Here is a 21937-nt window from a genome sequence, read left to right as displayed (position 1 = left end):
GATTCATGACCAAGGTGCTGGTGCTATACTATTCGAGCTATGGCCATATCGAGGCGATGGCCGCCGCGGTGGCTGATGGCGCAGCGAGTGTTCCCGGCACCGAAGTTGTGGTGAAGCGCGTGCCCGAACTGGTGCCCGATGATGTGGCAACCGCTTCGGGTATCAAGCTTGATCAGGCCGCCCCCATTGCCACCCCGGATGAACTGGCGGATTATGACGCAATCATCTTCGGCACGCCCACCCGGTTTGGCAATATGGCGGCGCAGATGCGCAACTTCCTCGATCAGACTGGCGGGTTGTGGTTCACCAAGGCGCTGGTCGGCAAGGTTGGTTCCGTGTTCGTTTCCACCGCCAGCCAGCACGGCGGGCAGGAAACCACCATCACCTCGTTCCACACCACGCTGCTGCATCACGGCATGGTGATCGTCGGCCTGCCCTATTCCTTTGAGGGTAACGCCGAGATGGGCGAAATCAGCGGCGGCACGCCTTATTGTGCATCGACGTTGGCGGGGAATGACGGCAGCCGTATGCCGAGCGAAAATGAATTGGCCGGCGCGCGTTTCCAAGGGGCGCACGTTGCCCAGATCGCGGGTAAACTGGCTGCCTGAACAGTTTTGGGACTGATGGAGAGAGATGACCATGACGAAAAAAATCCTCGCTAACCGGCTGCACCACACCGCCTATGTGACCAAGGATCTGGAGGCCACCCGCGCGTTTTACGAAGACATGCTTGGTTTCCCGTTGATGGCGACCTATTGCGAAAAGGACGAATTGTTCGGCAAGGAACGCATCTATTGCCACGTGTTCTTCGAACTGGCCGATGGCAGCGCATTGGCGTTTTTCCAGTTTGCCGACCCGGACGATCAGGCTGAATTCGGCCCCGAAATGCCCGAAAGCCCGTTCACGCACGTCGCGCTGGATGTGGACGCTGATGCCCAGGCCGAAATCGAACGCCGCATCGCCGCCGCCGGGTTTGCCGAGCCTGATACCTATGTGCTCGAACATGGCTATTGCCGCTCGGTCTATATCAAAGACCCCAATGGCATGTTGCTCGAATTCACCCATGATGATCCGCGTGCGGCCCCGCTGGATGCGGAACGCCGCGCATCGGCGCATGGTGAATTGAAGCGTTGGCTGGCGGGGCAATATCATAACAACAACCCGTTCCGCGCCGAACACGCTGCCTGACCGGAGACGCAAGGGGCGGGAAGTGCTTTAGATGGAGCATCGCGACGTTGCCGTTCACGGCGGCACGATCCCGATCTGGATGGCGGGAGAGGGTGTTCCGGTCATCCTGCTGCACGGCTGGACGCTCGATCACCGGATGTGGCAGCCGCAAATCGCAGGACTGGCGCCGGATTTCCTGCTGGTGATGCCTGATCGGCGCGGCTGCGGGCACGCCACCGCACCGCCCGATCTGGCGCGTGAGGCGCAGGATGTGATCGCGATTGCCGACGCGCTTGGTTTTGACCGGTTCGCGCTTGTCGGCCTGTCGCAGGGCGCGGTGGTGGCGCTGGATGTAGCGCAGCAATATGCGGCGCGGTTGACGGGCGTGGTGGTATCGGGTGCGCCGCTGCCCGCTCTGGTCGATCGCGAGGAGGTGATCGCGCTGGATCGCTACCGGCAATGGGCGGCCGCGGGCAACATGGCGGCGCTGCGGGCGGATTGGGCCGCGCATCCGTTGATGCAGGCCCATTCTGACGCGGCGCGCACGCTGATCGCTGCGATGCTGGCCGATTATGACGGACGCGATCTTGCCGCCGCTGGCGACCCTCCGAACCTTTCGCAAGCGGCCCTGCACGCGCTGGCCGTGCCGGTGCTGGCGATGACCGGCGCGCATGATACGCAGTGGCGGCGCGCCTGTGCCAAGGTGCTCGCCAATGCAGCCCCGCGCGCACGCCATGCGCTGATCGACGGCGCAGGCCACTTTGCCAATGCCGACAATCCGGGTGATTTCAACACGGCGGTGGGTGACTTCCTGCGCGCCTGCACTACCCTCGACGCTCCTAACACAACAAGGCCCGCATCATGACTACCCGCTTTGCCACCACCCATGTCGGCAGCCTGCCGCGCCCGGAAGCCCTGCTCGAACTGGTGTTTGCTCGCGAAGGCGGGCAGGCGGTGTCTGAAACCGATTTTGACGCCGCAGTGGAAGAAGCGACCGCCTATGTCATTGCGCGGCAGAAACAGGCAGGCATTGCCATCGTCAACGATGGCGAAATGTCCAAGCCCAGCTACGCCACCTATATCAAGCACCGCCTGTCGGGTTTTGGCGGCAAGGCCGGTCAGTATGAATTCGCCGACCTAGAGGCCTTCCCCGGTGCCAAGGCACAGGTGTTCGGCAACAAGGGCCGGGCCAAACGTTCCGCGCCAGCCTGCACCGCGCCGATTGAAGTGATCGACATGGAAGCCCCGCGCATTGATGCCGAACGGCTGGTGCGGCTTGCCGCCAATAAAGACGGGGGCGGCCACGCCACCTTCATGTCCGCCGCATCGCCGGGCGTGACCGCGCTGTTCTTCCCCAACCAGTTTTATGCCAGCGATGAAGAATATGTCTTCGCGCTGGCCGAAGGTTTGCGCCACGAATACGAAACCATTGCAGCCGCCGGGATCACCTTGCAGGTCGATTGCCCCGATCTTGCCATGGGCCGCCATGTGCAGTTCACCCACCTGTCGCTTGAGGAGTTTCGCAAGCGTATCGGCATGAACATCGCCGCGCTTAACCACGCGGTGCAGAACATCCCGGCGGAGCAATTGCGGATGCACTTGTGCTGGGGCAACTACCCCGGCCCGCACCACTGCGATGTGGCGCTGGACGAGATTGCCGATATCGTGTGGCAGGCCAAACCGCAGACCGTGCTGATTGAAGGCGCCAACCCGCGCCACGCGCATGAATTCGCGTTCTTTGCCGATCACCCGCTGCCCGATGACAAGATCCTGTGCCCCGGCATGGTCGAACCGCAAAGCCCCTATATCGAACACCCCGAACTGATCGCGCAGCGGATTGGCCGTTATGCCGATCTGCTGGGGGCCGATCGGGTGATGGCGGGGGTCGATTGCGGGTTTTCGGTGCACGCGGGCAGCAATGCGCTCGATCCCGAAATCGTCTGGGCCAAACTGGCTGCGCTGGCCGAAGGGGCCGAAATCGCTAGCGCGCGTCATTGATCGCAGGCTCGAACAACTATTGACCAGTCGCCCGGATTCGTGGCAATGGCTCGCCCCGCCCAAAGGGGGTCTTGGCCCCCGCTAGCGGTACCTTGACCCCGGCTTGATCGATGTTTCACATGAAACAATCGCCCCGCGCCGCCGGTAAATGCGGGTGTAGCTCAATGGTAGAGCAGCAGCTTCCCAAGCTGACGACGAGGGTTCGATTCCCTTCACCCGCTCCAGCCCTCCCTTCCCAAAACATCCCGGAAGCGCTACAAAACCTCTGGAAATTTGATGGTTTTTGGCAGAAGCCCGTAGGCGACCGGCGCAAAACCGTTACAAGTCCACGCAGACCTGAAAGCTGCGTTTGGCGAGGTCGATCGCAAGAATGTGGACTTCGATCATGTGCTTCTCCTTCTCCAGCGCAATATCGCGCCGGTCTGGCATCATACGATGCCTGGCGAAGGGAGCATCCACCTCATCAGTTCATGCTCGGCGCCGAAAGGAAATCATTCCCGTTGGGAGATATTCTCGACTGACCGCTGATGGATATCATTCCTTCCTGGCAGATCGCAGACCTTCTGCCGCCCCGCGTTGACGGATTGCGCACAGCTGTGAGGAAGGCGGCGCGAGGGAATGCCTAGATAGCCAAGCTGGCAAGCCTTGAACACCGATTGCGCGCGGTTTACGGCTCCGAGCTTGGCGCTTACCCGCGTGATATGATAGCGAACCCCGGCGTGGCTACATCCCAGAATGACACTGATTTCGTAATCTGTTTTGCCTTGAGCGATCCAGTTCAGACACTCGATCTCCCTGCTGGACAAGAGATTGTCGGACGGTAGGTAGCGATCATCGAAGGTCAGCATGGAATAACGCCTGAGGAACTGGTCGATAGGCCGCACTAGCGTTCTTCCAAAGCTCTCGAATTCTTCCGACAGGTCATGCTGCCCGGGATCGACGCTGGTCAGGAAAGCTGCGGCAAGATAGCCGAAGGGCATCCTGACGGGCATGATGATCGCCGCATTGGCGGAAACGTAGCGCTCGAACCCTGTGTAATCGATCTTTTCGACAAACCGGTTTTGCCCTTTCGGAAAGGCACCATGCCGGTTGATCCACAAGGGCTCGTTCGCCACGCGGCACGCCTTGATCAGCGGCGAACACACGGCCGCTTCGTGGCATAGCCAAGGAGCCAACGTTTCCTCGTCCCATCCAAAAACCGTGAGATTTAGCGGATCGCCCGCGCTGTCAATCATAGGTTCGAGCGTGGCGAGGTTGTGCCATACGATAAGCCGCAACCCATGGCGCCTCACCTTGTGCGCTAGGAACTGGGCTGCAATTGCTATGTCTATCTGAGTACTGATTGCCATATCATCAGGCGGGCTGCCCGCCTGAGCGGCTTTATCAAGGCGGCAGAGATCCAGAACATTGTTTGCCATACGAACTCCCCGTGAGAAGCGCCTCTAAAAACGCTTGGACAATGGCCCATAAGTTGAATTTCCACGGTCGGAGCCTTGCGGAAGACAGGGTGCTGGTCCAATGTTAATTTGCAAATTTGCAAACACTCACTTTGCAATCTTGAGGGCGGCATGAGCAAGCGACACAGGATCTTCGCAGGAGCACAGCTAAGGGTGCTGCGCGAGCAGCGGCAGATGATGCAGGCCGAACTGGCCGGTCAGCTGGGCATCAGCCCTTCCTATCTCAGCCAACTCGAACATGATGACCGGCCGCTCACGCCGCGCCTGATCGAACGGGTCGCAACTCTTTTCCCGCTCGATTGGCAGGACTTTCCGGGCGAGGACACCGATCAGCTGGCGCTGATGCTGCGCGAAGCGGCCAGCGACCCCTTGTTTGCCGAACCTGTACCGCTCGACACGATCGTCAGGATCGCCGAGCAGCAGCCCGGCTTCGCGCGTCGCTTCGTCGTATTGCACGAGGCCTTGCGCCGCGCGAACCAGCGGCTGGAAATGATCGACGAGGCGTTGACTGTCGATACACATGAAGGCGCGCGCTTGCCGTGGGAGGAAGTGCGGGACTGGTTCCATCTGTCGAACAACTATGTCGATCAGATTGACCGGACAGCGGAGCAGCTGGCTATCACCATGTCCGGGGAGGGGCAGGTTGTCACCACCGAGGCCCTGCGGCACCACCTATTTGACAAATACGGCATCTCGGTCGAATTGCAGCATCAAGAAGTGCTACGCAGCTTCGACGTCGGACAGGGCGTGTTGCGTATCGGCGTGGGCCAGTCAGGCACCGGGATCCGCTTCCAGATCGCTTACCAGATCGCCGCGATGACGCTCGGGCCGCTGATCCGTAAGATCGCCGGCGCGGCCCGGTTGCGTAGCGAGGTGGCGCGGGATCTGCTCACGGTCGGCTTGGCAAATTATGCTGCTGGCGCCCTTCTCATGCCCTACCGCGACTTCCGCCGCGTGGCCCGCGAATTTCGGCACGATGTCGACCGGCTTGCGGTCTTCTTCGAGACGAGCTTCGAACAGACGTGCCACCGACTCTCCACCATGCAGCGCGAGGGAGAACGAGGCTTGCCGATCTTCTTCTGTCGTGTCGACATGGCGGGCAACATCACCAAGCGGCACAGTGCCACCCGCTTCCAATTCGCCCGCTTCGGAGGCGCGTGCCCGCTGTGGGTGGTGCATGAAGCGGCCGCCAGTCCTGACCGAATCCTTGTCCAGCTGGCCGAGACGCCGGATGGTTTGCGCTATGTCTCAATCGCCAAAGGGCTGGTGAAGGCCTCTGGTCGCTTCGACCGAACACCGCGCCGCTACGCCGTGGCGCTGGGATGCGAGATCGAGCACGCGAAGGAGTTCATCTACGCCGACGGGCTCGACATCCGTTCCGAAAAGGCTGTGACGCCGATCGGTGTGTCGTGCCGGATCTGTCCGCGCGTCGATTGCGACCAACGCGCCTATCCTCCCAGCGACCGGAGCATCTCGATCGATTTGTTCCACCGCGGGGTGGTTCCGTTCACCGTTGCCTCTGACGGGCGAATAAAGCAGACATAGCTGAACTCTTCTCGGAGCACAGCGGCCAGCCCCATGCGCATTCACATAGCGATAGATCGCCGCGACTCGCTGTTTCACTCCACGCGCCGTCTCGATCGAGCCTCGCCCCTCGATCTTCTTGAGCACCGAAAGCAGCAGCGGTTTGTCGATCACGTCCATCGGCATTGCGCCAAGATGCGGGAAGTTGCCCCGCTCAAGGCTGGTGATCACATCATCGGCGTGGACTGGTTTCCACCTCGGCTTCTGAACTTGATGCCATTCGCGGGCGGCCTGCTCTAAGCTCTGGAACATGCCGCTATTGCCTACAAGCTTGGTCCGTTTGGCTGCACTCCGAGGGTCACGACCCTCCCTCAGAAGCTTTCGGGCGTCGTTACGTTTCTCCCGCGCCTCGGCGAGAGAAACCTCTGGATATGTGCCGAGCGTGAGCAGCTGCTCTTTGCCATCCAGCCTGTACTTAAAGCGCCATGACTCGTGATTCTTTGGCGAGACGTGCCGAAAGAGCCCGCCGCTGTCAGTCACCTTGTAGGCCTTGTCCTTCGGTGCCGCTGCGCGAACAGCTTTGCCCGTAAAGCATCCAATACCCCCAATCGCAAGAGTTCCTCACCCCCAATCTACCCCGACATGTATCTGGCTAGGGCCGGATTGGGCTGGACCGGATTGAACGCCAAAAAAGAGCTTGCTAGGCCCTTTGGTTGGGTTTGGAACGGCTTGGAAAGGCCGATGGCGGAGACGGAGGGATTCCGCCTTAGCTGTTATCGCATTGATAAATATTGTATAACTCATACGAGCAGGTGCACTCTACCCCCTTGGATACCCCGGTTTCGGTGGCTAATCTGAAGCGCGGATTTTCCACAATCTCGGGTCCTTTGCTCGACTAGCTGTTGGTCAGTTCCCGCTGGGGGGCGACGTAAGGCGGCAGCTTGAGGCTGCTCCTGCCCTGCTTTCGTCTGCAGTCAGCGAGTGGCGATTGGCGTGATGTAAAGACCTGCACGTTGCCCGGCCCAGTACACTTCGAAAACCTCGAGGCAATTGGGCAACCAGTAGGCTTTAGTGTCGCCCTTCTCGTTGCCTAGCGATCGCAGCAGTCGGGCACCGCGGTTGGCGCGGTCTTCCAGTTCGCGATACGTCAAGCTGCCCGAGCCATCGCTCATCACAATCGCAATCTTGTCAGGCGAAGAGGCGGCGTGGGTGGGTCGTGGCTCGCCTGCCTCAGCGCAACGTGAATTTCTTGGCCTTGTCGGCCATAAGCGCAGCGCGATCGACTTGCGGAACGCCAACCGGGTTGCCGATCTGCGGGTATTTGAGACCGTTCGCCAAAGCGACGGAACGTGGCAGATCGAGGCTTGTCCAGATAGCTTTGATCGAGCCTTGTATTGCTGCCGGTGGCTTTGCCGCTATCTGGCGGGCGAGTTCGTCTGCGCGGCTCCATAGTGCGTCGAGCGGAACCACTTCGCTGACTAGACCAATTGATTTCGCATACTCTGCGCTCATCCTTTCGTCATTGCCGAGCAGCACCATGCGCAGCACATCCGCGAGTGGCATTTTGTAGGTCATCCCTATGGGTTCAAGTGCGGCTGTCATTCCGTAGGTCACATGCGGATCAAAGAACGTTGCATCCTCGGAGGCAATGATAATGTCAGCCTCGTTGAGCCAATAGAAGGCACCGCCTGCAGCCATGCCGTGGACAGCGGCGATCACCGGTTTCCAGCAGCGCCGCGATTTCGGGCCGAGCATGTCGCCCGGATCCTCGCAATGCCAGATATTGTCGAGATCCACGGCCGGGCGAGTGTCTCCGCCCGCCGCCGCTCCCTTCACATCGACTCCTGTGCAAAATGCCCGCCCCGGCGCGGCGCGAAGCACGCAGGCATGGATGTCGTCATTCCACGAGATTTCGTGCCAGGCATGAACGAACTCATCCATCATTTGGCGATTGAAGCTGTTCATTGCTTCAGGCCGGTTGATTGTGATCGTGGCGACATGGTCCGCCACATCGAATAGGATGGTTTCGTAGGCCACGCTTGACTCTCCCGGGCGCAATGTGTTCAAGATGCTATGTAACGTAGTTATATAACTGGATGAGGCAATGGCAAGTGCAATCCCGCAGGGCTTGCGTGACGAGATAGAGCAGCAAACCGGCTCTGTCATCGTCAGTGAAAAGCCGCGGGGCGGCGGGGGAGCATCGCGCCAAGGGGCAGAGGTTTTGCTGCGTTTTGCGGATGGCCGTGAAACGCAGTGCTATCTCGCCTGGGATGCAAGGGCCGGAGAGGCATCCAGGCTAGCATATTTCCAGCGCGAGACAGCGATACTTTCGGCCCTGTCCGGGCCTTATCGCCAGGCTGGGATCAAGGTCGCGCCGTTAGTCGCGACATTTCCTTCGCACCTCGCGCTGTTGAGTGAGTTCGTCGGCGGGAATGACCGTTTTGCCCTTGCACAAGACAAGGGAAAACTGGCGACGGATTTTGTCGGCCAGCTCGCCACGCTTCACCGGCTCGATGCAAGCGATCCGGCATTTGCTGAGCTTGGCGATTGCACGGAGTTGCCCTCGCAGCGGATAAGCCAGAATCTTGCTCAATGGAGCGCAGATAATCAGTCAAAGGTAGGCGATCCGGTTTACCAAGTGGCTCTGCACTGGCTGGCACGCAATATTCCGCCCGATACCGGGCCAGCCGTTGTCCTGCATGGCGATGCCGGTCCCGGAAATTTCCTGTTCCATGAAGATCGGGTCACGGCGATTGTGGATTGGGAACTGACCCACCTGGGTGATCCGGCCGAAGACTTGGCACAGATATGGGTGCGGAGCTTGATCCAGCCTTTCGTGCCGATGCGCAATGTCTTCGCTGCCTATTCAGCCGCGGTCGGGGGAGCCGTGGATGTCGCGCGTGTGAAGTACCACCGGCTTTATTTTCAGCTGTCCTTCTCAGTGCCATCTGCGGTCCTCGCCGCCGCAGAAGGTTCCAGATTGGGAGCGACCGGCACCGCCTTGATGTTCGGGACGATGCACAAGCGGGTGATCGTGCGTGCGGTCGCCGAACTTGCAGGTATCTCTCTCGAAGAGCCGGATTTGCCCGGCATCGAGCCGGATTGGACAGAGCGATATTTCGATACAGCATTGGCCGATCTCCAGGAGGAAATCGTTCCGGCCGCCGGCAACCAGAGAGCCGCTTCAAAGGCGAAGGAATTGGCGCGGTTGATCAAGTTTTGGCGCATGCGGGCGCGTTATGGTGCCGCATTCGATGCAGCTGAGTTCGAGGAACTCAAGCACTTCCTGCCCGAAGCGCCTGACGGGTTGCTGCCGGCGCGCTCCGCATTGACGCGCGCTATAGCCGACCAGTCAGTCGATTTTTCTGCAGCGGTCCAGCTTTGCTACAATAGAGTGGTGCGCGAAACCGTGCTTATGGCCGATGCCATGGGTGGGCTGGCTACCACGTGGTACGACGATTTCTCCCAATAGGGACCGAATAAGGAACGACCATGGATTTCGACCTTTCCGACGAACAGAAAATGCTGGCGGAGCAAGCGCGTGGCCTGTTGGCCGAGCGCTCGCCCTACGACCATTTGCGCAAGCTGATCGACATTGGTGCCGAATGGGATGAAGCCCTCTGGCGAGAGCTGGGAGAGATGGGCTTCCTCGGTGCCAATATTCCCGACGAGTTCGGAGGGCTGGGCATGGGCGAGCTCGATCTCGGGGTCATTTCGCAAGAGCTTGGCAGGGTCAATGCAGCAGTCCCGTTCACCTCTTCGATCGTGCTCGCAGCTGATGCAATCCGGCTGGCCGGTTCTGTCCAGCAAAAGCAGCGTTGGCTGCCCCAACTAGCTAGCGGTGAGATCGTGGCCTGCTTTGCCAGCACGGAAGGGTCAGGGCCCCTGCTTGGGCAGGAGGCTTCCCTGATGGCTGGCAAGCTCAATGGCATCAAGTCGCCGGTTGCTGATGCCGGGATTGCGGCCATTGCTGTCGTGCAGGTTGGGGACGGGCTTGCGATCGTGCAGCTCGACCAGCCAGGTGTTACGCGTACGAAGCTTGATAGTTTTGACCAGCTGCGCGCGCATTACCGGCTCGACTTCAAGGACGTCGACGCGGACATGCTGCCCGGATTGAACCAGATTTCGACTCTTCTTGACCGGGCAGCAGTCCAGGTTGCGTTCGAGGCTGTTGGCGGTTCCGAAGCTTGTCTTGAGATGGGCCGCGATTATGTGATGGAGCGGCAGATGTTCGGCCGCCCGCTGGCGAGTTATCAGGCGATCAAACACAAGCTTGCAGATGTCGCAGTGGCTATCGAACTGGCGAAGTCGAATGCCTATTATGCGGGGTGGGCATCGGAAAGTTCGCCCGATGACCTTGCAAGCGCAGCGGCGGCAGCACGGCTGACTGCTATCAAGGCGTTCGAGATGGCCGCGCGTGAGAACCTCCAGGTTCATGGCGGCATCGGCTACACTTTCGAGGCCAATTGCCACTTCTATTACCGGCGCGAGCGGATGCTTGCGGTCAATCTTGGTGGCCGTGACTACTGGACAGACCGACTGCTCAACGCGCGCCCAGGTTTCCAAGGAAAGGCTTCCTGACATGGACTTCAACGACACTCCTGAAGAATCTGCCTTCCGTGTACGGGCGAAGGCATGGCTCGCCGAACACGCTCCGGCTCACGAACTGCCGAGGGGTGTGGTTCTGGCCGATTCCGACGAAGCTGACCGGGCTCGGGCATGGATGCGCGAGCTCTTCAGGGGTGGCTGGTCGGGCCTGACTTTCCCCAAAGAGCTTGGTGGCGGCGGATTGAGCGGGATTGAGGCTGTGATCTTTTCCGAAGAGGAATCCCGGTATCATCTGCCCAAAGGACCCTTTACCTCGATCGGAACCGGAATGGCGCTTCCGGTCATTGCCAAACATGGCAATGACGAGCAGCGAGCCCGGTTCATCAAACCTACGCTCAATGGCGATATCACCTGGTGCCAGTTGTTCTCCGAACCGGCGGCCGGTTCCGACCTTGCGGCGCTTCGGACCAAGGCGGTGCAGGCGGATGATGGATCAGGTGACTGGATTGTTAACGGCCAGAAGGTCTGGTCGAGCTTCGCACATCTGACCGACTGGGGAATCCTGGTCGTGCGCACGGACCCGACCGTGCCCAAGCACAAGGGGCTGACCTTCTTTGTCGTTGATATGGCGACCCCGGGAATCGAAACGCGACCGATCCGGCAGATTTCCGGAATGAGCGAATTCAATGAGACCTTCCTGACCGATGTGCGGATTCCCGATGCCAATCGTATTGGAGCTATCGGAGAGGGGTGGGCTTGCTGCATGACCGTTCTGATGGGCGAGCGGCTCGGCTCAGGCGCACATCGCAGCGGGATCGAGCCACTACTGGAGCTGGCTGGGCGGACACCTGCCGATGACGGTTCAACCATGCTGGACGACAAGGCTATCCGCCGGGCCCTTGGCGAAGCGTTGGCCGAAGAGCAAGGCGAACGCTTCTTCCAGGCGCGCTTGCGAACCATGGTCTCGAAAGGGGAAAATCCCGGAGCATTGGCGGGGATGGTCAAGCTTGCCTATGCTGGTCGCCAGCAGAAGGCGCTGGGCATAGCGATGGAATTGCGGGGAATGGATGCGATTGCAGCCGATCCTTCCGACGAGGAAACCGCACGTCTGCAATACGACTATATCTACTCGACCGTGATGCGCATCGCCGGGGGAGCGGACGAGGTGTTGCGCAACCAGATCGCGGAGCGGGTGCTGGGCATGCCGGGCGAAGTCAGGATGGACAAAGACGTCCCGTTTGAGCAGCTGAAGTGACCATGCAATACAAAAGGCTTGGCAACAGCGGACTGATGGTTTCGCAGCTGTGTCTGGGGTGCATGAGCTTTGGCGAACCGGGCAATGGTGCTCACCCCTGGGTATTGGATGAAGACGCCAGTCGAATGATCGTCAGACGCGCGGTAGAGGCGGGGATCAATTTTTTTGACACTGCAAATATCTACGCAGGAGGTGCATCAGAAGAAATTACTGGCCGTGCGCTGAAAGACTTTGCGCGCCGTGATGAAGTCGTGATTGCAACCAAGGCGTGGGGGCGTTGGGGGCGGGGACCAAATCAGGGTGGACTCTCACGAAAAGCCTTACTCCAGGCAGTAGATGACAGCCTGCGCCGCTTGGGTACGGACTATATTGATCTCTATCAGATTCATCGCTGGGACAATGACACTCCGATCGAGGAAACGCTGGAAGCTTTGAATGACATAGTTCGAGCAGGAAAAGCACGGTATACTGGCGCATCTTCAATGTATTCCTGGCAGTTCCAGAAGGCACTATTGCTTTCTCAGCAAAATGGCTGGGCCAAATTCATTTCGATGCAGAACCATCTCAACCTACTCTATCGAGAAGAAGAGCGAGAGATGCTGCCGCTGTGCCGAGCTGAAGGCATCGGAGTGATTCCGTGGAGCCCTCTCGCCCGTGGCAGACTTACGCGACCGTGGGGCACTGTTACCGAGCGCTCTTCGAGCGATCGTTTCGGTGACTTGCTGTATTCCAGGACTGAAGACAGTGACAGGCAGGTTGTCGAAGCGTTGGGCGCCATAAGTAAGTCGCGTGGAGTGCCAATGGCGCAGCTTGCATTGGCATGGTTACTCGGCAAACCGGGAGTGACCTCGCCCATCATCGGTGTGACAAAGCTGCCTCAGCTTGAAGATGCACTTTCTGCCTTGGAACTCCAGCTTGAACCGACCGACGTCGAGATTCTGGAGGCTCCTTATATTCCGCATCCGGTGCAAGGGATCATGTGATGATTTGGTCGGCGTGAGTCCGCCCTTCGCTGAACGAACGCAACAAGCTGCATCGCAACACAATTGCGGAGCTCATTGGCATTGAATTCGTCGATTGTGGAGATGACTGGATCAGCGCCCGAATGCCCGTTGACCAACGGACTTTTCAGCCATTTGGCAGGCTTCATGGCGGCGCGTCACTCGTGCACAGCCTCAATGGCGGCCGGATGGTGCGTAGATCGAGAGAAATTTTCAGCGGTAGGTATGGAGATAAATGCCAATCACATCCGGCCTGCTCATTCTGGCCGGGTTACCGCGACCGCTTCACCGGAAGCATTGGGCCGAACGACGCAAATCTGGTCGATCCGCATCACAGACGAAGCGCAAAAGCTCGTTTGCATTTCCCGGATTACGATGGCTGCCATAGAGTTGGTTAGGATGTAGCCGTCCGCTATGCTGCACGTCGCCTTGCGTTTGCCGCAGCGCTCAGTGGTGTAACTAGGTCCTGCTTGAGGATCTTCCCGTTGGGATTGAGCGGCATCTCGTCGATGACAAGCAGGGTCCGAGGGACCTTGTTGTCGGCGAGATGCTGGCGGCAAAATTCGATGATCTCTGCCGGGGTGGCGACAAGGCCGGGGCGCAAGGTTACAGCGGCAGCGATGTCTTCTCCCAACACTTCATGACCGATGCCGACCACTGCTGCCTGTTGCACCGCTGGATGCAGGTGCAGGGCAGTCTCAATCTCAAGCGGGGTAATATTGTAGCCCCCGCGAATGATAAGTTCCTTGGAACGCCCGGCCATGATCAGATCGCCGTCATCGTCGACATAGCCAAGATCGCCGGTCTTGGTCCAACCCGAGACGAAACTTGCGGCCGTCGCTTCGGGGTCGTTCCAGTAGCGGCGCGGATGGTTCTGGTAACCGTAGATTTCACCGATGACGCCGGGTTGGGTGATGACTTTCCCGTCTTCGTCACGCAATTGCATGTGTTCGGGCAGCTTGCCCACGCAGCCGGGTTTGAGCACCTGTTCCATGCTGGTCGTGCTAACTCCGATCCCGCCTTCGGACATGCCATAGCTGTTGCGCATCCGGACACGCGGCCACAGATCCAGCGCGCGCTTCACGGAATCGTGCGGGAGCGGGGCAGTGCCAGTCATCAGGTATTTCACGCCTTCGAAATCATAGTCCGCAACATCGGGATGGTCCAGAATCAGGCGTAGCATCGAAGGGACCAGGTAAACCAGGTTGGGGCGTTTCTCCCGCACCAGATCGAGGAACCCCTTGGGATCGAACTTGGGCTGGGTGATCGCGGTGGCTCCGCCACGCGCAGGCAACATCACGATGCCGAGGTTTCCGCCGGAACCCGTCAGCGGCAGCGCGCTGAGAGTGGAGCGTGATCGGTCCATATTGGTGCCGGTCACCCCCTTCATAAGGTCCGGGTGGGAAACAACGACGCCCTTGATCTTACCTGTCGTGCCGCTAGTCCCGAGAATTTCTGCATCGGCTTCGGGGTCGAGTGCGGCCTGGTCCGGCAGACTGGTCAGATCACGCGGCATGTCCGCGACATTCCAGCATCCGGCAAGATCCAGCCCAGCGACGATATCCGGGACATCGGTGATGCACCAGCGCGGCGTGGTGAGCTCTGCGAAGTCGGCAATTTCATTGGCATTCAAGCGTGTATTGATGGGGCAGGCAATGCCGCCGGCGCGGAACACAGCGAAGACCGCAATGGCCATTTCTACTGCATGGGAGTTGCTGATCGGCAGGAACACCCGATCACCAGGCTGCAGGCCTGCCGCAGCAAGGCCACCGCCTATTTCATCTGCCTCGCGGTCCCACTCGGCATAGGTGATCTGTCTGTTGATGCCATCGTGCGCAATCTCGTCCCGCTGGTGCTCTGCCCGCACCTTCAGCGCGTCGCTGATCCGCCTTACTTGCGTCATCCCGAATTCCCTTGCCTGCCCAGACAGCATCTATTACCTAGTTATATAACTGGGATCAAGGAGGATTGCCGTGACTGAAGCTAAAACCGATATCAAGCAGAGCGAGGAATGGCAAAAGGCGACCGCCTATGAGATCCTTGACAGCGATATCGAACGCCAGCGCAAGCTGATTGGCGTTTGGGAACCGCAAAGAACAGGGGAGTATGTCCAGACCGTTTCGGAAGATTCGATCCGTAACTGGGCCTATGGTTGCGGGGACGACAATCCGCTGTTTTCGGACGCCCACTATGCTCGGAAGACGCGGTGGGGCGGAGTCATCGCGCCGGGCATGTTCGTAGGGCAGGTCAACAAGCCGATGAAGGGCGACCCGCTCCCGGACGAAGTGAAAGCGCTCAAGAAAAGCCTGTTCAAAGGCATTCATGTGTTCGTGTCGGGATCGGCTTGGAACTTCTACCGGCCAGTGCGACCAGGCGACACGATCTATTCCTATGGCGGAGACCTGACCTGCGAAGTCAAGCAGTCGGAATTTGCCGGTCGTTCGGTCATCATTACTAGCCGCCGGGTAAAGATCAACCAGCGCGCAGAAGTTGTGGCCACCTACGATATCCTGCGCGTTCTCACTGAGCGTAAGACCGCCGTGAAGAAGGGCAAAAATCTGTCGATCAAACCGGCAACCTACACCGACGAGGAATTCCAGGAGATCGAGAATATCTACGCCAACGAGCACGTCCAGGGGAGTGAGAAGCGCTACTTCGAGGATGTTGCAGAGGGCGATTCTCTTGGGTTGCAGGCCAAGGGGCCGCTGACCGTCACCGATGTGATCTGCTTCCACGCGGGTGGTTACGGCTTCGTGCCTTATGCCCCGACCGCCAACCGCCGCGCGCACAAGAACCGCCAGCGTATCCCGGCGTTCTACGTCAAGAACGAATACGGGATTCCGGATGTCGCTCAAAGGCTCCATTGGGACCCGGTCTGGGCCCAGGCAATCGGCAATCCGATGGCCTATGACTACGGTGTAATGCGCGAAAACTACCTATGGCAGTATCTCAACGACTGGGCCGGCGATGACGGCGTTATCGTCCACGTCCATGACGAGATCCGCAAATTCAATTTCATGGGCGACGTTCAGCGGGTAACCGGTGAAGTACTGGCCAAGCGGGTCGAGAACGGGCAGAACCTTGTCGATGTTGCGGTCCGGTTCGTGAACCAGCGCGAAGAGGAGACGGTTCGTTCGACGGCGACGATCGCCTTGCCGAGCAAGGACAAGCTGTTCCCGCTCTACCCGGAAGTGCCAGCCGAATTGGCTGAAACCGCGGCGAGAATGATGGCCCGGCATTGGGAACTGGGTGGGGATTGATCGCTGATGTCAGACGAACTGCTGATCGAAAATGAGGGTGGTGTCAGGATCATCACCCTCAACCGTCCTGACCGGCTCAATGCCTTGACCGGCTCGATCATGGCGCCGCTCGCGGATGCCTGCGCGGATGCTGCGCGCGATGTCTCGGTCGGTTGCGTTGTCGTAACGGGCGCCGGGCGCGGATTCTGTGCTGGCGGCGATCTCAAAGAAGGCGGTGCCGACAAGGCCATCGTCCCCGCCAATGGCGACAGCGGGAGCAGGACCGAACAGAGCTTTGTCCGCTTGCGCGCCTTCATGGAAACGTCACGCTTACTGCACGAAATGCCCAAGCCGACGATCGCCATGGTCAATGGGCCAGTCGCAGGTGCGGGAATTGGCATTGCCGGAGCGTGCGACCTGCGCTTTGCCGCAAAATCGGCAAGCTTCCTGACTGCCTTTGATCGGATCGGAGCGGGGGGCGACTTCGGCTCGACATGGTTCTGGAGCAAGATCGTCGGGACCGGCGTCGCGCGCGAGCTGTTCCTTCTGGGTGAAAAGCTTACTGGCGAAGAAGCCTTTGCCAAAGGGCTCTACACCCGCTTGTTCGATGACGCTGTTCTGCGCGAGGAAACGCTGAAGGCGGGGCACCGGTTGGCTGACGGTCCACGCATGGGCTTTCGCTACATGAAGCAGAACCTCAACAATGCCGAGGATTGGGCCTTCGAGGCTGCACTGGATGCGGAAGCGCTCAACATGGGGCTATCAACCCAAGCCACGGCGATGATCTGGCGCGAGAAGCGCAAGGCTGAAGAGCACTGATGCAGTATGTCCGCGTGGAACACACCGCTGATGGGGTGGTATGGGTCCATGCCGCTTGCGGCGATAACGGCAATGCGTCGTGGCCTGAATTGCTCGGAGAAATTCGGGACGTATTCCTCGATTTGAACGAAATAGTGATGTCCGTGCAATTGCCCTTACAGCGGAGGGGAGGCATTTTTCCGTTGGTGCGGATTTAGAGTCCCACTTCTGGGAGGCACCCCTCCGACTTCAGTCGGATACTGGCTTCAACCATAAGACGCTGCGGCCGGGAATGCCGGGTGCTCCCACAATCCTGCGCAAAGTGATAGCCCCTGCCATGCGCGCGTTGGGCGGCTCTTCCTACACCGGGATTGTCTCAGGGGCAGGATAGTCGTGAGGTACGGCGAACACCGGGGTGTCCATCCGGCGCACACGCAGGACTTGGGCCTGCGCCACCGGTTTATCTCCAGCCAGCAGGACAATCCGCTGCAGTTTGGTCTTCCGACCTCCGCTCGACACTTCCAGGGCGTGGGTAAGCGGCTGGTGTGGGACCTTGCCGAAAATGTCGATTTGGAACCGGGCGATCTCTAAATGTTTGTCCAGCGCAGCATCCTTGGCACAATGGGCTTGCAACGCGCTGACTGGCCCGCCCGCAATCGCAAGGCCATCCCATGGGCTTCGGCACACGGAGGTGGGGACAAATGCACAGCCGTCCTGATCATAGTATCGGGGTGGCTAGGGATGGTTCGTTGGGGGTGTCATTAAACCCTCCAGAGTGATCGACATATTTGACCTAGTAATACAACTAAGGCATAGCCTAAACCGCGAAACAACCACCGACTACGGAGAAATTTGTCAATGGACCTGAGTTACGGCGAAGCGGCGGAAGCCTTCCGGACGGAAGTGCGCGGCTTTGTGCAAGAACACTGGCAACCGCGCGACAGGCACGGCGTCGAACTGAAAGAGTTCGTTCGTGCATTCCGCCGCGCTGCGGTCGAGCGCGGTTACCTCTACCGCGCGGTACCGAAGCGCTATGGCGGCTCAGAACAACCAGTCGACGTGATTCGGGCCCAAGTGATCCGCGAGGAATTTTCGCGCGCCCGCGCGCCGATGGAAGTGGGCGGTAACGGCGTCAACATGACCGTGCCGACCTTGCTCGAACAAGGCACGGAGGAACAGAAGGACCTGTTCATCCGTCAGACCATCGAGGGCGATTACATCTGGGGCCAAGGCTATTCCGAACCCGGCTCCGGCTCAGACCTTGCCTCGGTTCGCACCAAAAGCGAGCTTTCGCCCGACGGCACCAAGTGGATCATCAACGGCCAGAAGATATGGACCAGCCAAGGCATGCAGGCGACCCATATGTTTATGTTGGTGCGAACCGAGCCCGACGCGCCCAAGCATGACGGAATCACCTATCTGCTGATCGACCTCGATCAACCCGGCATCACCCGCCGCCCAATCCGGCAGATGACCGGGGAAGAGGGCGCACATACTTTTTGCGAATTCTTCTTCGACAATGCCGAAACGCCGGTGGCGTGGCAGGTCGGCGAACGCGGCAAGGGCTGGTACGTTTCGCGCACCACGCTGAAGCATGAACGCGCCAGCATCGGCAGTGCCGACGGCCTGGGTGGCCAGTTCAGGAAACTAGTGGAACTGGCCGAGGAAATGGGGCGAATGAACGATCCGTTGGTCCGTGACCGGTTGGCCGAGATCGAAGGAAGGGTCATGTCCCACCGCTACACCAGCTTTCGCCTGTTTTCTTGTGCAGCAGCCGGGGAAGATGCCGGGTCGGTCCAGCTTATGATGAAGCTGCTGCTGACCGAAATCGGGCACGAGATGGCCCTGCTGGCGCAGGACCTGATTGCCGATCACGCCCTGATCGAGCCGGCCGGGGCCGGCGGGCGCGGGCCGCGCGGGCCGCGCGGACCCAACAAGTGGCTTGATCAGATCATGGGCAGCCTGGGCAATTCGATTGCCGGGGGCACCAGCAACATCCAGCGCAACATCATCGCCGAACGTGGTCTTGGCCTGCCGCGCGATGGCGCGGCCTGACGGGGAGAGGGAGCGATGCGTTTTCACCTGACATCCGAACAGGTCGCAATCCAGGACGCTGTGCGCGGCACCCTGGGCGAATGCTGGGGGATGGAGCAGTTGCACGGCTTTGCCGATGGCGAGGCTGATTTTGATGCGGACAGCTGGCAGGCGCTGATGGCGCTGGGTATCGGCGGTCTAGCCCTGCCCGAAGCTGATGGCGGGGCTGGCCTAGGCCTGCTTGATGCTGCGCTGGTCTGCGAAGTGGCGGGCGCGGCGGCTGCGCCGGGGCCGTTGATTGGGCAGATTGTCGGCGCGATTGCCGTGTCTGCTTGCGCCAACGCTGCCACCCGTGAACTGCTGCCCGCAATTGCCAGCGGGGAAAGCGTCGTCACGCTCGCGCTCAGCGGCAATCTGGTCCAGGCGGCCCGCGCGGCCGACTATTTCCTGGCCGATGATGGTGCGGGCGGATTGCATCTGATCGAGGCAGGACAAGGGGTGACGATCGAGGCGGTCATTGCGACCGATCGCAGCCGCCCCGTATCGCGAGTGACGTTCGACACCGTAAAGGCGCATCCGCTGTTCGCCGCCGGTGATCCGATGGTCCAGCGCCTGAACGATGCCGCGTTGGTGCTGATCGCTGCCGATGCCCTGGGCGGAGCGCAACACTGCACCGACCTGTCGGTCGATTATGCCAAGACCCGCGAACAGTTCGGCAAGGCGATCGCCAAGTTTCAGGCGGTAAAGCACCAGCTGGCGCAAATGGCACTGGAGGTGGAACCATCTCGGGCGCTGGTGTGGTACGCGGCTTATGCCTGGGATGCGGATTTGCCTGATTGCACCCGAGCCGCCGCCATGGCTAAGGCGCACTTGTGCGAAGTATATACCCGCACCACACGCGCCGCCATCGTCGTCCACGGCGGGATCGGCTATACATGGGAACATGGCCTCAATTACTGGTTCCGTCGTTCGATCCAGAACCGGGCCTGGCTCGGCAGCCCGGCGCAGAACCGCGCCCGCGCGGCCAAGCTGGCCGGTTGGTAATGGCATTTTGGGAGTGAAGTGATGAAACCTGGAAGCCGGATCAAGAGCGCGGCCTGCGCCAGCGAAGCGGTGGTGATCAAGTACATGGGCGGCACGATCGAATGCGGTGGTGTGCCGATGGCCGACGATGCGGTCGGTGATGGTACGCCTGTCGCCGGATTCGACGGAGGCACGGTAATGGGCAAGCGGTATATCGATGTCGATGGCACGGTAGAGCTGCTCTGCGTAAAGCCGGGCAAGGGCAGTTTCGCCCTGAACGGCGTGGCGCTGGTGCTGAAGGAAGCCAAGCCGCTCCCTGCTTCGGACTGATCGATACCCATGAACATTTCCCTTATACTCGAAATGGCCGCCCAGGCTGCTCCCAACCGCGTCGGCCTGATTTGTGACGGCAAGCGCTGGACCTATGGCGAGCTGGATGTCGCCGCACGCGGAGCCTGCGAACTGATCCGCGCCAGCGGTGCTAGCCACGTTGCCCTGCTTGACGAATCGAGCGAAGCGGCGGTGATAGCGCTGTTCGGCGCGGCGCTGGCCGGCGTCCCGTATTGCCCGCTTAATTACCGGCTCGCCGATACCGATCTGGGCGCGCTGCTCGGGCGGATAGCCCCGGCGCTGGTGATCGGTGATGTGGCGCGGGTCGGCCGGCTGGCCGACGGGCAGGGCCACACCGCCTATCCGCGCAGCGAATTCACGCAGGCCGCGCTGGAGGCGGTGGCCGATGAATTTGCCGAGCACGACCCGGGCCTTGGCACGGCGATCCAGCTGTTCACCAGCGGCACCACCGCCGCGCCCAAGGCGGCGCTGCTAGGCCATTCCAATCTGGTGTCCTACATCCTTGGCACGGTTGAGTTCGGCTCGGCGGACGAGGGCGAAGCGACGCTGGTTTCGGTGCCGCCCTATCACATTGCCGGCATCGCGGCCTTGGCCTCGTCGATCTATGCCCAGCGGCGGATCGTGCTGCTGCCCGCGTTCGCGCCGGAGGACTGGCTGAAGTTGGTCGATGCCGAACGGGTCACCAATGCCTTTGTGGTTCCGACCATGCTGGGGCGGATCATCCACGCGCTGGAAAAAGGTGTGAAGGCGGACATCACCTCGCTGCGCGCGATTGCTTATGGCGGGGGCAAGATGCCGCTCGAACTGATCCGGCAGGCGCTCGACCTGCTGCCCGAAACGGCCTTCACCAACGCCTATGGCCTGACCGAAACCAGTTCAACCATCGCCTTGCTGGGGCCGGACGAACACCGTGCTGCCCACCGCTCAAGCGATCCCAAAATACAGGCTCGGCTGGCTTCGGTCGGAATTCCACTGCCGACGGTCGAACTGGAAATCCGCGACGAAGACGGCCACACCCTGCCGCCGAGGCAGGCGGGTGAAATCTATGTGCGGGGTGATCAGGTTTCCGGCCAGTACAAGGAAAAGAGCGCGCTTGATGCCGATGGCTGGTTCCCGACCCGCGATGCTGGCTATCTCGACGAGGACGGCTATCTATTTCTGGCTGGCCGCGCCGACGACGTGATCGTGCGCGGAGGTGAGAACATCTCGCCGGGCGAGATCGAGGACCTGTTGCTGACCCATCCGGCGATTGCCGATGTAGCCGCCGTCGCCGTCCCCAGCCTGGAATGGGGCGAGGCGGTGGGGATCGCCGCGGTAGTGCGCGGCGGTTTTGACCAGCCGAGCGAGAGTGAACTGAAGGACATGATCCGCGCTCGTTTGCGCTCTAGCCGGGTGCCGGAACTGGTCCGCTTCTTCCCGACCTTGCCCTATAATGAAATGGGCAAGCTGCTTCGGCGCGAAGTGAAGGCGATGCTAGCAGCGTGAGCCGAGTGGGGCAGCCTGGCGTGATGTTCGCGCAACTCGAACTGCCGCTCATGTGCG

At 60.2% G+C, this 21937-nt stretch carries 21 protein-coding genes, 1 tRNA gene and 2 pseudogenes; 18 read left to right on the top strand and 6 right to left on the bottom strand.

The window, feature by feature from the left end; translation table 11 throughout:
* Positions 1 to 5 precede the first annotated feature (5 nt).
* The 5 genes from wrbA (at position 6) to ACSSV3_RS02590 (ending at position 3389) form a co-directional block, all read left to right on the top strand.
* A complete protein-coding gene (gene wrbA, locus ACSSV3_RS02610) occupies positions 6 to 608 on the top strand; it encodes an NAD(P)H:quinone oxidoreductase (protein ID WP_354325785.1) in 603 nt (200 codons plus the stop codon).
* Positions 609 to 639: 31 nt separating this feature from the next.
* Positions 640 to 1188 (top strand): VOC family protein, encoded by a 549-nt coding sequence (locus ACSSV3_RS02605; protein WP_354325783.1) that lies wholly within the window; start codon positions 640 to 642, stop codon positions 1186 to 1188.
* A 31-nt stretch (positions 1189 to 1219) separates the two neighbouring features.
* Entirely contained in the window at positions 1220 to 2032 is an 813-nt protein-coding gene (locus tag ACSSV3_RS02600; protein ID WP_354325781.1) for an alpha/beta fold hydrolase, read from the top strand.
* Positions 2029 to 3165, top strand: coding sequence for a cobalamin-independent methionine synthase II family protein (locus ACSSV3_RS02595; protein ID WP_354325779.1), 1137 nt, complete (start codon positions 2029 to 2031; stop codon positions 3163 to 3165). The genes ACSSV3_RS02600 and ACSSV3_RS02595 overlap by 4 nt, the downstream gene beginning before the upstream one ends.
* A gap of 150 nt (positions 3166 to 3315) precedes the next feature.
* A tRNA-Gly gene (locus ACSSV3_RS02590) sits at positions 3316 to 3389 on the top strand.
* 267 nt (positions 3390 to 3656) lie between these two features.
* Here ACSSV3_RS02590 and ACSSV3_RS02585 read toward each other — a convergent pair.
* A complete protein-coding gene (locus ACSSV3_RS02585; protein WP_354325778.1) occupies positions 3657 to 4583 on the bottom strand; it encodes a helix-turn-helix transcriptional regulator in 927 nt (308 codons plus the stop codon).
* 150 nt (positions 4584 to 4733) lie between these two features.
* Between ACSSV3_RS02585 and ACSSV3_RS02580 the strand changes: the two genes are divergently transcribed.
* Complete coding sequence (locus ACSSV3_RS02580; RefSeq protein ID WP_354325776.1) at positions 4734 to 6167, top strand: helix-turn-helix domain-containing protein; 1434 nt, start codon at positions 4734 to 4736, stop codon at positions 6165 to 6167.
* 90 nt (positions 6168 to 6257) lie between these two features.
* On the opposite strand, the pseudogene ACSSV3_RS02575 reads toward ACSSV3_RS02580, so the two are convergent.
* From ACSSV3_RS02575 to ACSSV3_RS02565, 3 genes and pseudogenes are all read right to left on the bottom strand, one after another.
* Positions 6258 to 6746: pseudogene (locus tag ACSSV3_RS02575) on the bottom strand (tyrosine-type recombinase/integrase); the annotation flags it as partial.
* Positions 6747 to 7120: 374 nt separating this feature from the next.
* Positions 7121 to 7444, bottom strand: coding sequence for an AMP-binding protein (locus ACSSV3_RS02570; protein ID WP_354325774.1), 324 nt, complete (start codon positions 7442 to 7444; stop codon positions 7121 to 7123).
* Entirely contained in the window at positions 7377 to 8183 is an 807-nt protein-coding gene (locus ACSSV3_RS02565) for an enoyl-CoA hydratase/isomerase family protein (protein ID WP_354325773.1), read from the bottom strand. The genes ACSSV3_RS02570 and ACSSV3_RS02565 overlap by 68 nt, the downstream gene beginning before the upstream one ends.
* A 67-nt stretch (positions 8184 to 8250) precedes the next feature.
* On the opposite strand from ACSSV3_RS02565, the gene ACSSV3_RS02560 reads away from it, so the two are divergent.
* The 6 genes and pseudogenes from ACSSV3_RS02560 (at position 8251) to ACSSV3_RS02535 (ending at position 13355) form a co-directional block, all read left to right on the top strand.
* Positions 8251 to 9618 carry a phosphotransferase family protein gene (locus tag ACSSV3_RS02560; protein WP_354325772.1) on the top strand — a complete coding sequence of 456 codons (1368 nt, stop codon included), beginning with the start codon at positions 8251 to 8253 and terminating at the stop codon, positions 9616 to 9618.
* A 20-nt stretch (positions 9619 to 9638) separates the two neighbouring features.
* Complete coding sequence (locus ACSSV3_RS02555) at positions 9639 to 10727, top strand: acyl-CoA dehydrogenase family protein (RefSeq protein WP_354325770.1); 1089 nt, start codon at positions 9639 to 9641, stop codon at positions 10725 to 10727.
* A 1-nt stretch (position 10728) separates the two neighbouring features.
* Positions 10729 to 11949 (top strand): acyl-CoA dehydrogenase family protein, encoded by a 1221-nt coding sequence (locus tag ACSSV3_RS02550; protein WP_354325768.1) that lies wholly within the window; start codon positions 10729 to 10731, stop codon positions 11947 to 11949.
* Positions 11950 to 11951: 2 nt separating this feature from the next.
* Positions 11952 to 12932 carry an aldo/keto reductase gene (locus tag ACSSV3_RS02545; RefSeq protein ID WP_354325903.1) on the top strand — a complete coding sequence of 327 codons (981 nt, stop codon included), beginning with the start codon at positions 11952 to 11954 and terminating at the stop codon, positions 12930 to 12932.
* Positions 12933 to 12961: 29 nt separating this feature from the next.
* Positions 12962 to 13057, top strand: a pseudogene (locus ACSSV3_RS02540) (esterase); the annotation flags it as partial.
* Entirely contained in the window at positions 13035 to 13355 is a 321-nt protein-coding gene (locus tag ACSSV3_RS02535; RefSeq protein WP_354325767.1) for a hotdog fold thioesterase, read from the top strand. The pseudogene ACSSV3_RS02540 and the gene ACSSV3_RS02535, both read left to right, overlap by 23 nt.
* A gap of 7 nt (positions 13356 to 13362) precedes the next feature.
* Here ACSSV3_RS02535 and ACSSV3_RS02530 read toward each other — a convergent pair whose 3' ends face one another.
* Positions 13363 to 14883 (bottom strand): class I adenylate-forming enzyme family protein, encoded by a 1521-nt coding sequence (locus ACSSV3_RS02530; protein WP_354325765.1) that lies wholly within the window; start codon positions 14881 to 14883, stop codon positions 13363 to 13365.
* A 40-nt stretch (positions 14884 to 14923) separates the two neighbouring features.
* Between ACSSV3_RS02530 and ACSSV3_RS02525 the strand changes: the two genes are divergently transcribed.
* Together ACSSV3_RS02525 and ACSSV3_RS02520 are read left to right on the top strand one after the other, a co-directional pair.
* Positions 14924 to 16210 (top strand): FAS1-like dehydratase domain-containing protein, encoded by a 1287-nt coding sequence (locus tag ACSSV3_RS02525; RefSeq protein ID WP_354325764.1) that lies wholly within the window; start codon positions 14924 to 14926, stop codon positions 16208 to 16210.
* Positions 16211 to 16216: 6 nt separating this feature from the next.
* Positions 16217 to 17008 (top strand): enoyl-CoA hydratase-related protein, encoded by a 792-nt coding sequence (locus tag ACSSV3_RS02520; protein WP_354325762.1) that lies wholly within the window; start codon positions 16217 to 16219, stop codon positions 17006 to 17008.
* A gap of 339 nt (positions 17009 to 17347) precedes the next feature.
* On the opposite strand, the gene ACSSV3_RS02515 is transcribed toward ACSSV3_RS02520, so the two are convergent.
* The gene (locus tag ACSSV3_RS02515) at positions 17348 to 17674 is read right to left on the bottom strand and encodes an acyl-CoA thioesterase domain-containing protein (RefSeq protein WP_354325760.1); all 327 of its coding nucleotides are present in this window, start codon (positions 17672 to 17674) and stop codon (positions 17348 to 17350) included.
* A 171-nt stretch (positions 17675 to 17845) separates the two neighbouring features.
* On the opposite strand from ACSSV3_RS02515, the gene ACSSV3_RS02510 reads away from it, so the two are divergent.
* The 4 genes from ACSSV3_RS02510 to ACSSV3_RS02495 are packed head-to-tail and all read left to right on the top strand — an operon-like array spanning position 17846 to position 21880.
* On the top strand, positions 17846 to 19042 hold the full coding sequence (locus tag ACSSV3_RS02510; RefSeq protein WP_354325759.1) for an acyl-CoA dehydrogenase family protein: 1197 nt from the start codon (positions 17846 to 17848) through the stop codon (positions 19040 to 19042).
* A 15-nt stretch (positions 19043 to 19057) separates the two neighbouring features.
* The gene (locus ACSSV3_RS02505; RefSeq protein ID WP_354325757.1) at positions 19058 to 20065 is read left to right on the top strand and encodes an acyl-CoA dehydrogenase family protein; all 1008 of its coding nucleotides are present in this window, start codon (positions 19058 to 19060) and stop codon (positions 20063 to 20065) included.
* A gap of 21 nt (positions 20066 to 20086) precedes the next feature.
* Positions 20087 to 20374, top strand: a complete 288-nt coding sequence (locus ACSSV3_RS02500) for a hypothetical protein (protein WP_354325755.1) — start codon at positions 20087 to 20089, stop codon at positions 20372 to 20374.
* A gap of 9 nt (positions 20375 to 20383) precedes the next feature.
* Complete coding sequence (locus ACSSV3_RS02495; RefSeq protein WP_354325753.1) at positions 20384 to 21880, top strand: class I adenylate-forming enzyme family protein; 1497 nt, start codon at positions 20384 to 20386, stop codon at positions 21878 to 21880.
* Positions 21881 to 21937: the final 57 nt, after the last annotated feature.

Source organism: Porphyrobacter sp. MBR-49 (assembly GCF_053628655.1).
Note: the sequence above shows the minus strand (reverse complement) of the source record. Positions and strands in the feature narration are given on the sequence as shown.

What these genes read in the sequence shown, in the direction of transcription:
- wrbA (WP_354325785.1), top strand. Translation starts at nt 6, where the DNA reads ATGACCAAGGTGCTGGTGCTATACTATTCGAGCTATGGCCATATCGAG.
- ACSSV3_RS02605 (WP_354325783.1), top strand. Translation starts at nt 640, where the DNA reads ATGACGAAAAAAATCCTCGCTAACCGGCTGCACCACACCGCCTATGTG.
- ACSSV3_RS02600 (WP_354325781.1), top strand. Translation starts at nt 1,220, where the DNA reads ATGGAGCATCGCGACGTTGCCGTTCACGGCGGCACGATCCCGATCTGG.
- ACSSV3_RS02595 (WP_354325779.1), top strand. Translation starts at nt 2,029, where the DNA reads ATGACTACCCGCTTTGCCACCACCCATGTCGGCAGCCTGCCGCGCCCG.
- ACSSV3_RS02585 (WP_354325778.1), bottom strand. Translation starts at nt 4,583, where the DNA reads ATGGCAAACAATGTTCTGGATCTCTGCCGCCTTGATAAAGCCGCTCAG.
- ACSSV3_RS02580 (WP_354325776.1), top strand. Translation starts at nt 4,734, where the DNA reads ATGAGCAAGCGACACAGGATCTTCGCAGGAGCACAGCTAAGGGTGCTG.
- ACSSV3_RS02560 (WP_354325772.1), top strand. Translation starts at nt 8,251, where the DNA reads ATGGCAAGTGCAATCCCGCAGGGCTTGCGTGACGAGATAGAGCAGCAA.
- ACSSV3_RS02555 (WP_354325770.1), top strand. Translation starts at nt 9,639, where the DNA reads ATGGATTTCGACCTTTCCGACGAACAGAAAATGCTGGCGGAGCAAGCG.
- ACSSV3_RS02550 (WP_354325768.1), top strand. Translation starts at nt 10,729, where the DNA reads ATGGACTTCAACGACACTCCTGAAGAATCTGCCTTCCGTGTACGGGCG.
- ACSSV3_RS02545 (WP_354325903.1), top strand. Translation starts at nt 11,952, where the DNA reads ATGCAATACAAAAGGCTTGGCAACAGCGGACTGATGGTTTCGCAGCTG.
- ACSSV3_RS02535 (WP_354325767.1), top strand. Translation starts at nt 13,035, where the DNA reads ATGACTGGATCAGCGCCCGAATGCCCGTTGACCAACGGACTTTTCAGC.
- ACSSV3_RS02530 (WP_354325765.1), bottom strand. Translation starts at nt 14,883, where the DNA reads ATGCTGTCTGGGCAGGCAAGGGAATTCGGGATGACGCAAGTAAGGCGG.
- ACSSV3_RS02520 (WP_354325762.1), top strand. Translation starts at nt 16,217, where the DNA reads ATGTCAGACGAACTGCTGATCGAAAATGAGGGTGGTGTCAGGATCATC.
- ACSSV3_RS02510 (WP_354325759.1), top strand. Translation starts at nt 17,846, where the DNA reads ATGGACCTGAGTTACGGCGAAGCGGCGGAAGCCTTCCGGACGGAAGTG.
- ACSSV3_RS02505 (WP_354325757.1), top strand. Translation starts at nt 19,058, where the DNA reads ATGCGTTTTCACCTGACATCCGAACAGGTCGCAATCCAGGACGCTGTG.
- ACSSV3_RS02500 (WP_354325755.1), top strand. Translation starts at nt 20,087, where the DNA reads ATGAAACCTGGAAGCCGGATCAAGAGCGCGGCCTGCGCCAGCGAAGCG.
- ACSSV3_RS02495 (WP_354325753.1), top strand. Translation starts at nt 20,384, where the DNA reads ATGAACATTTCCCTTATACTCGAAATGGCCGCCCAGGCTGCTCCCAAC.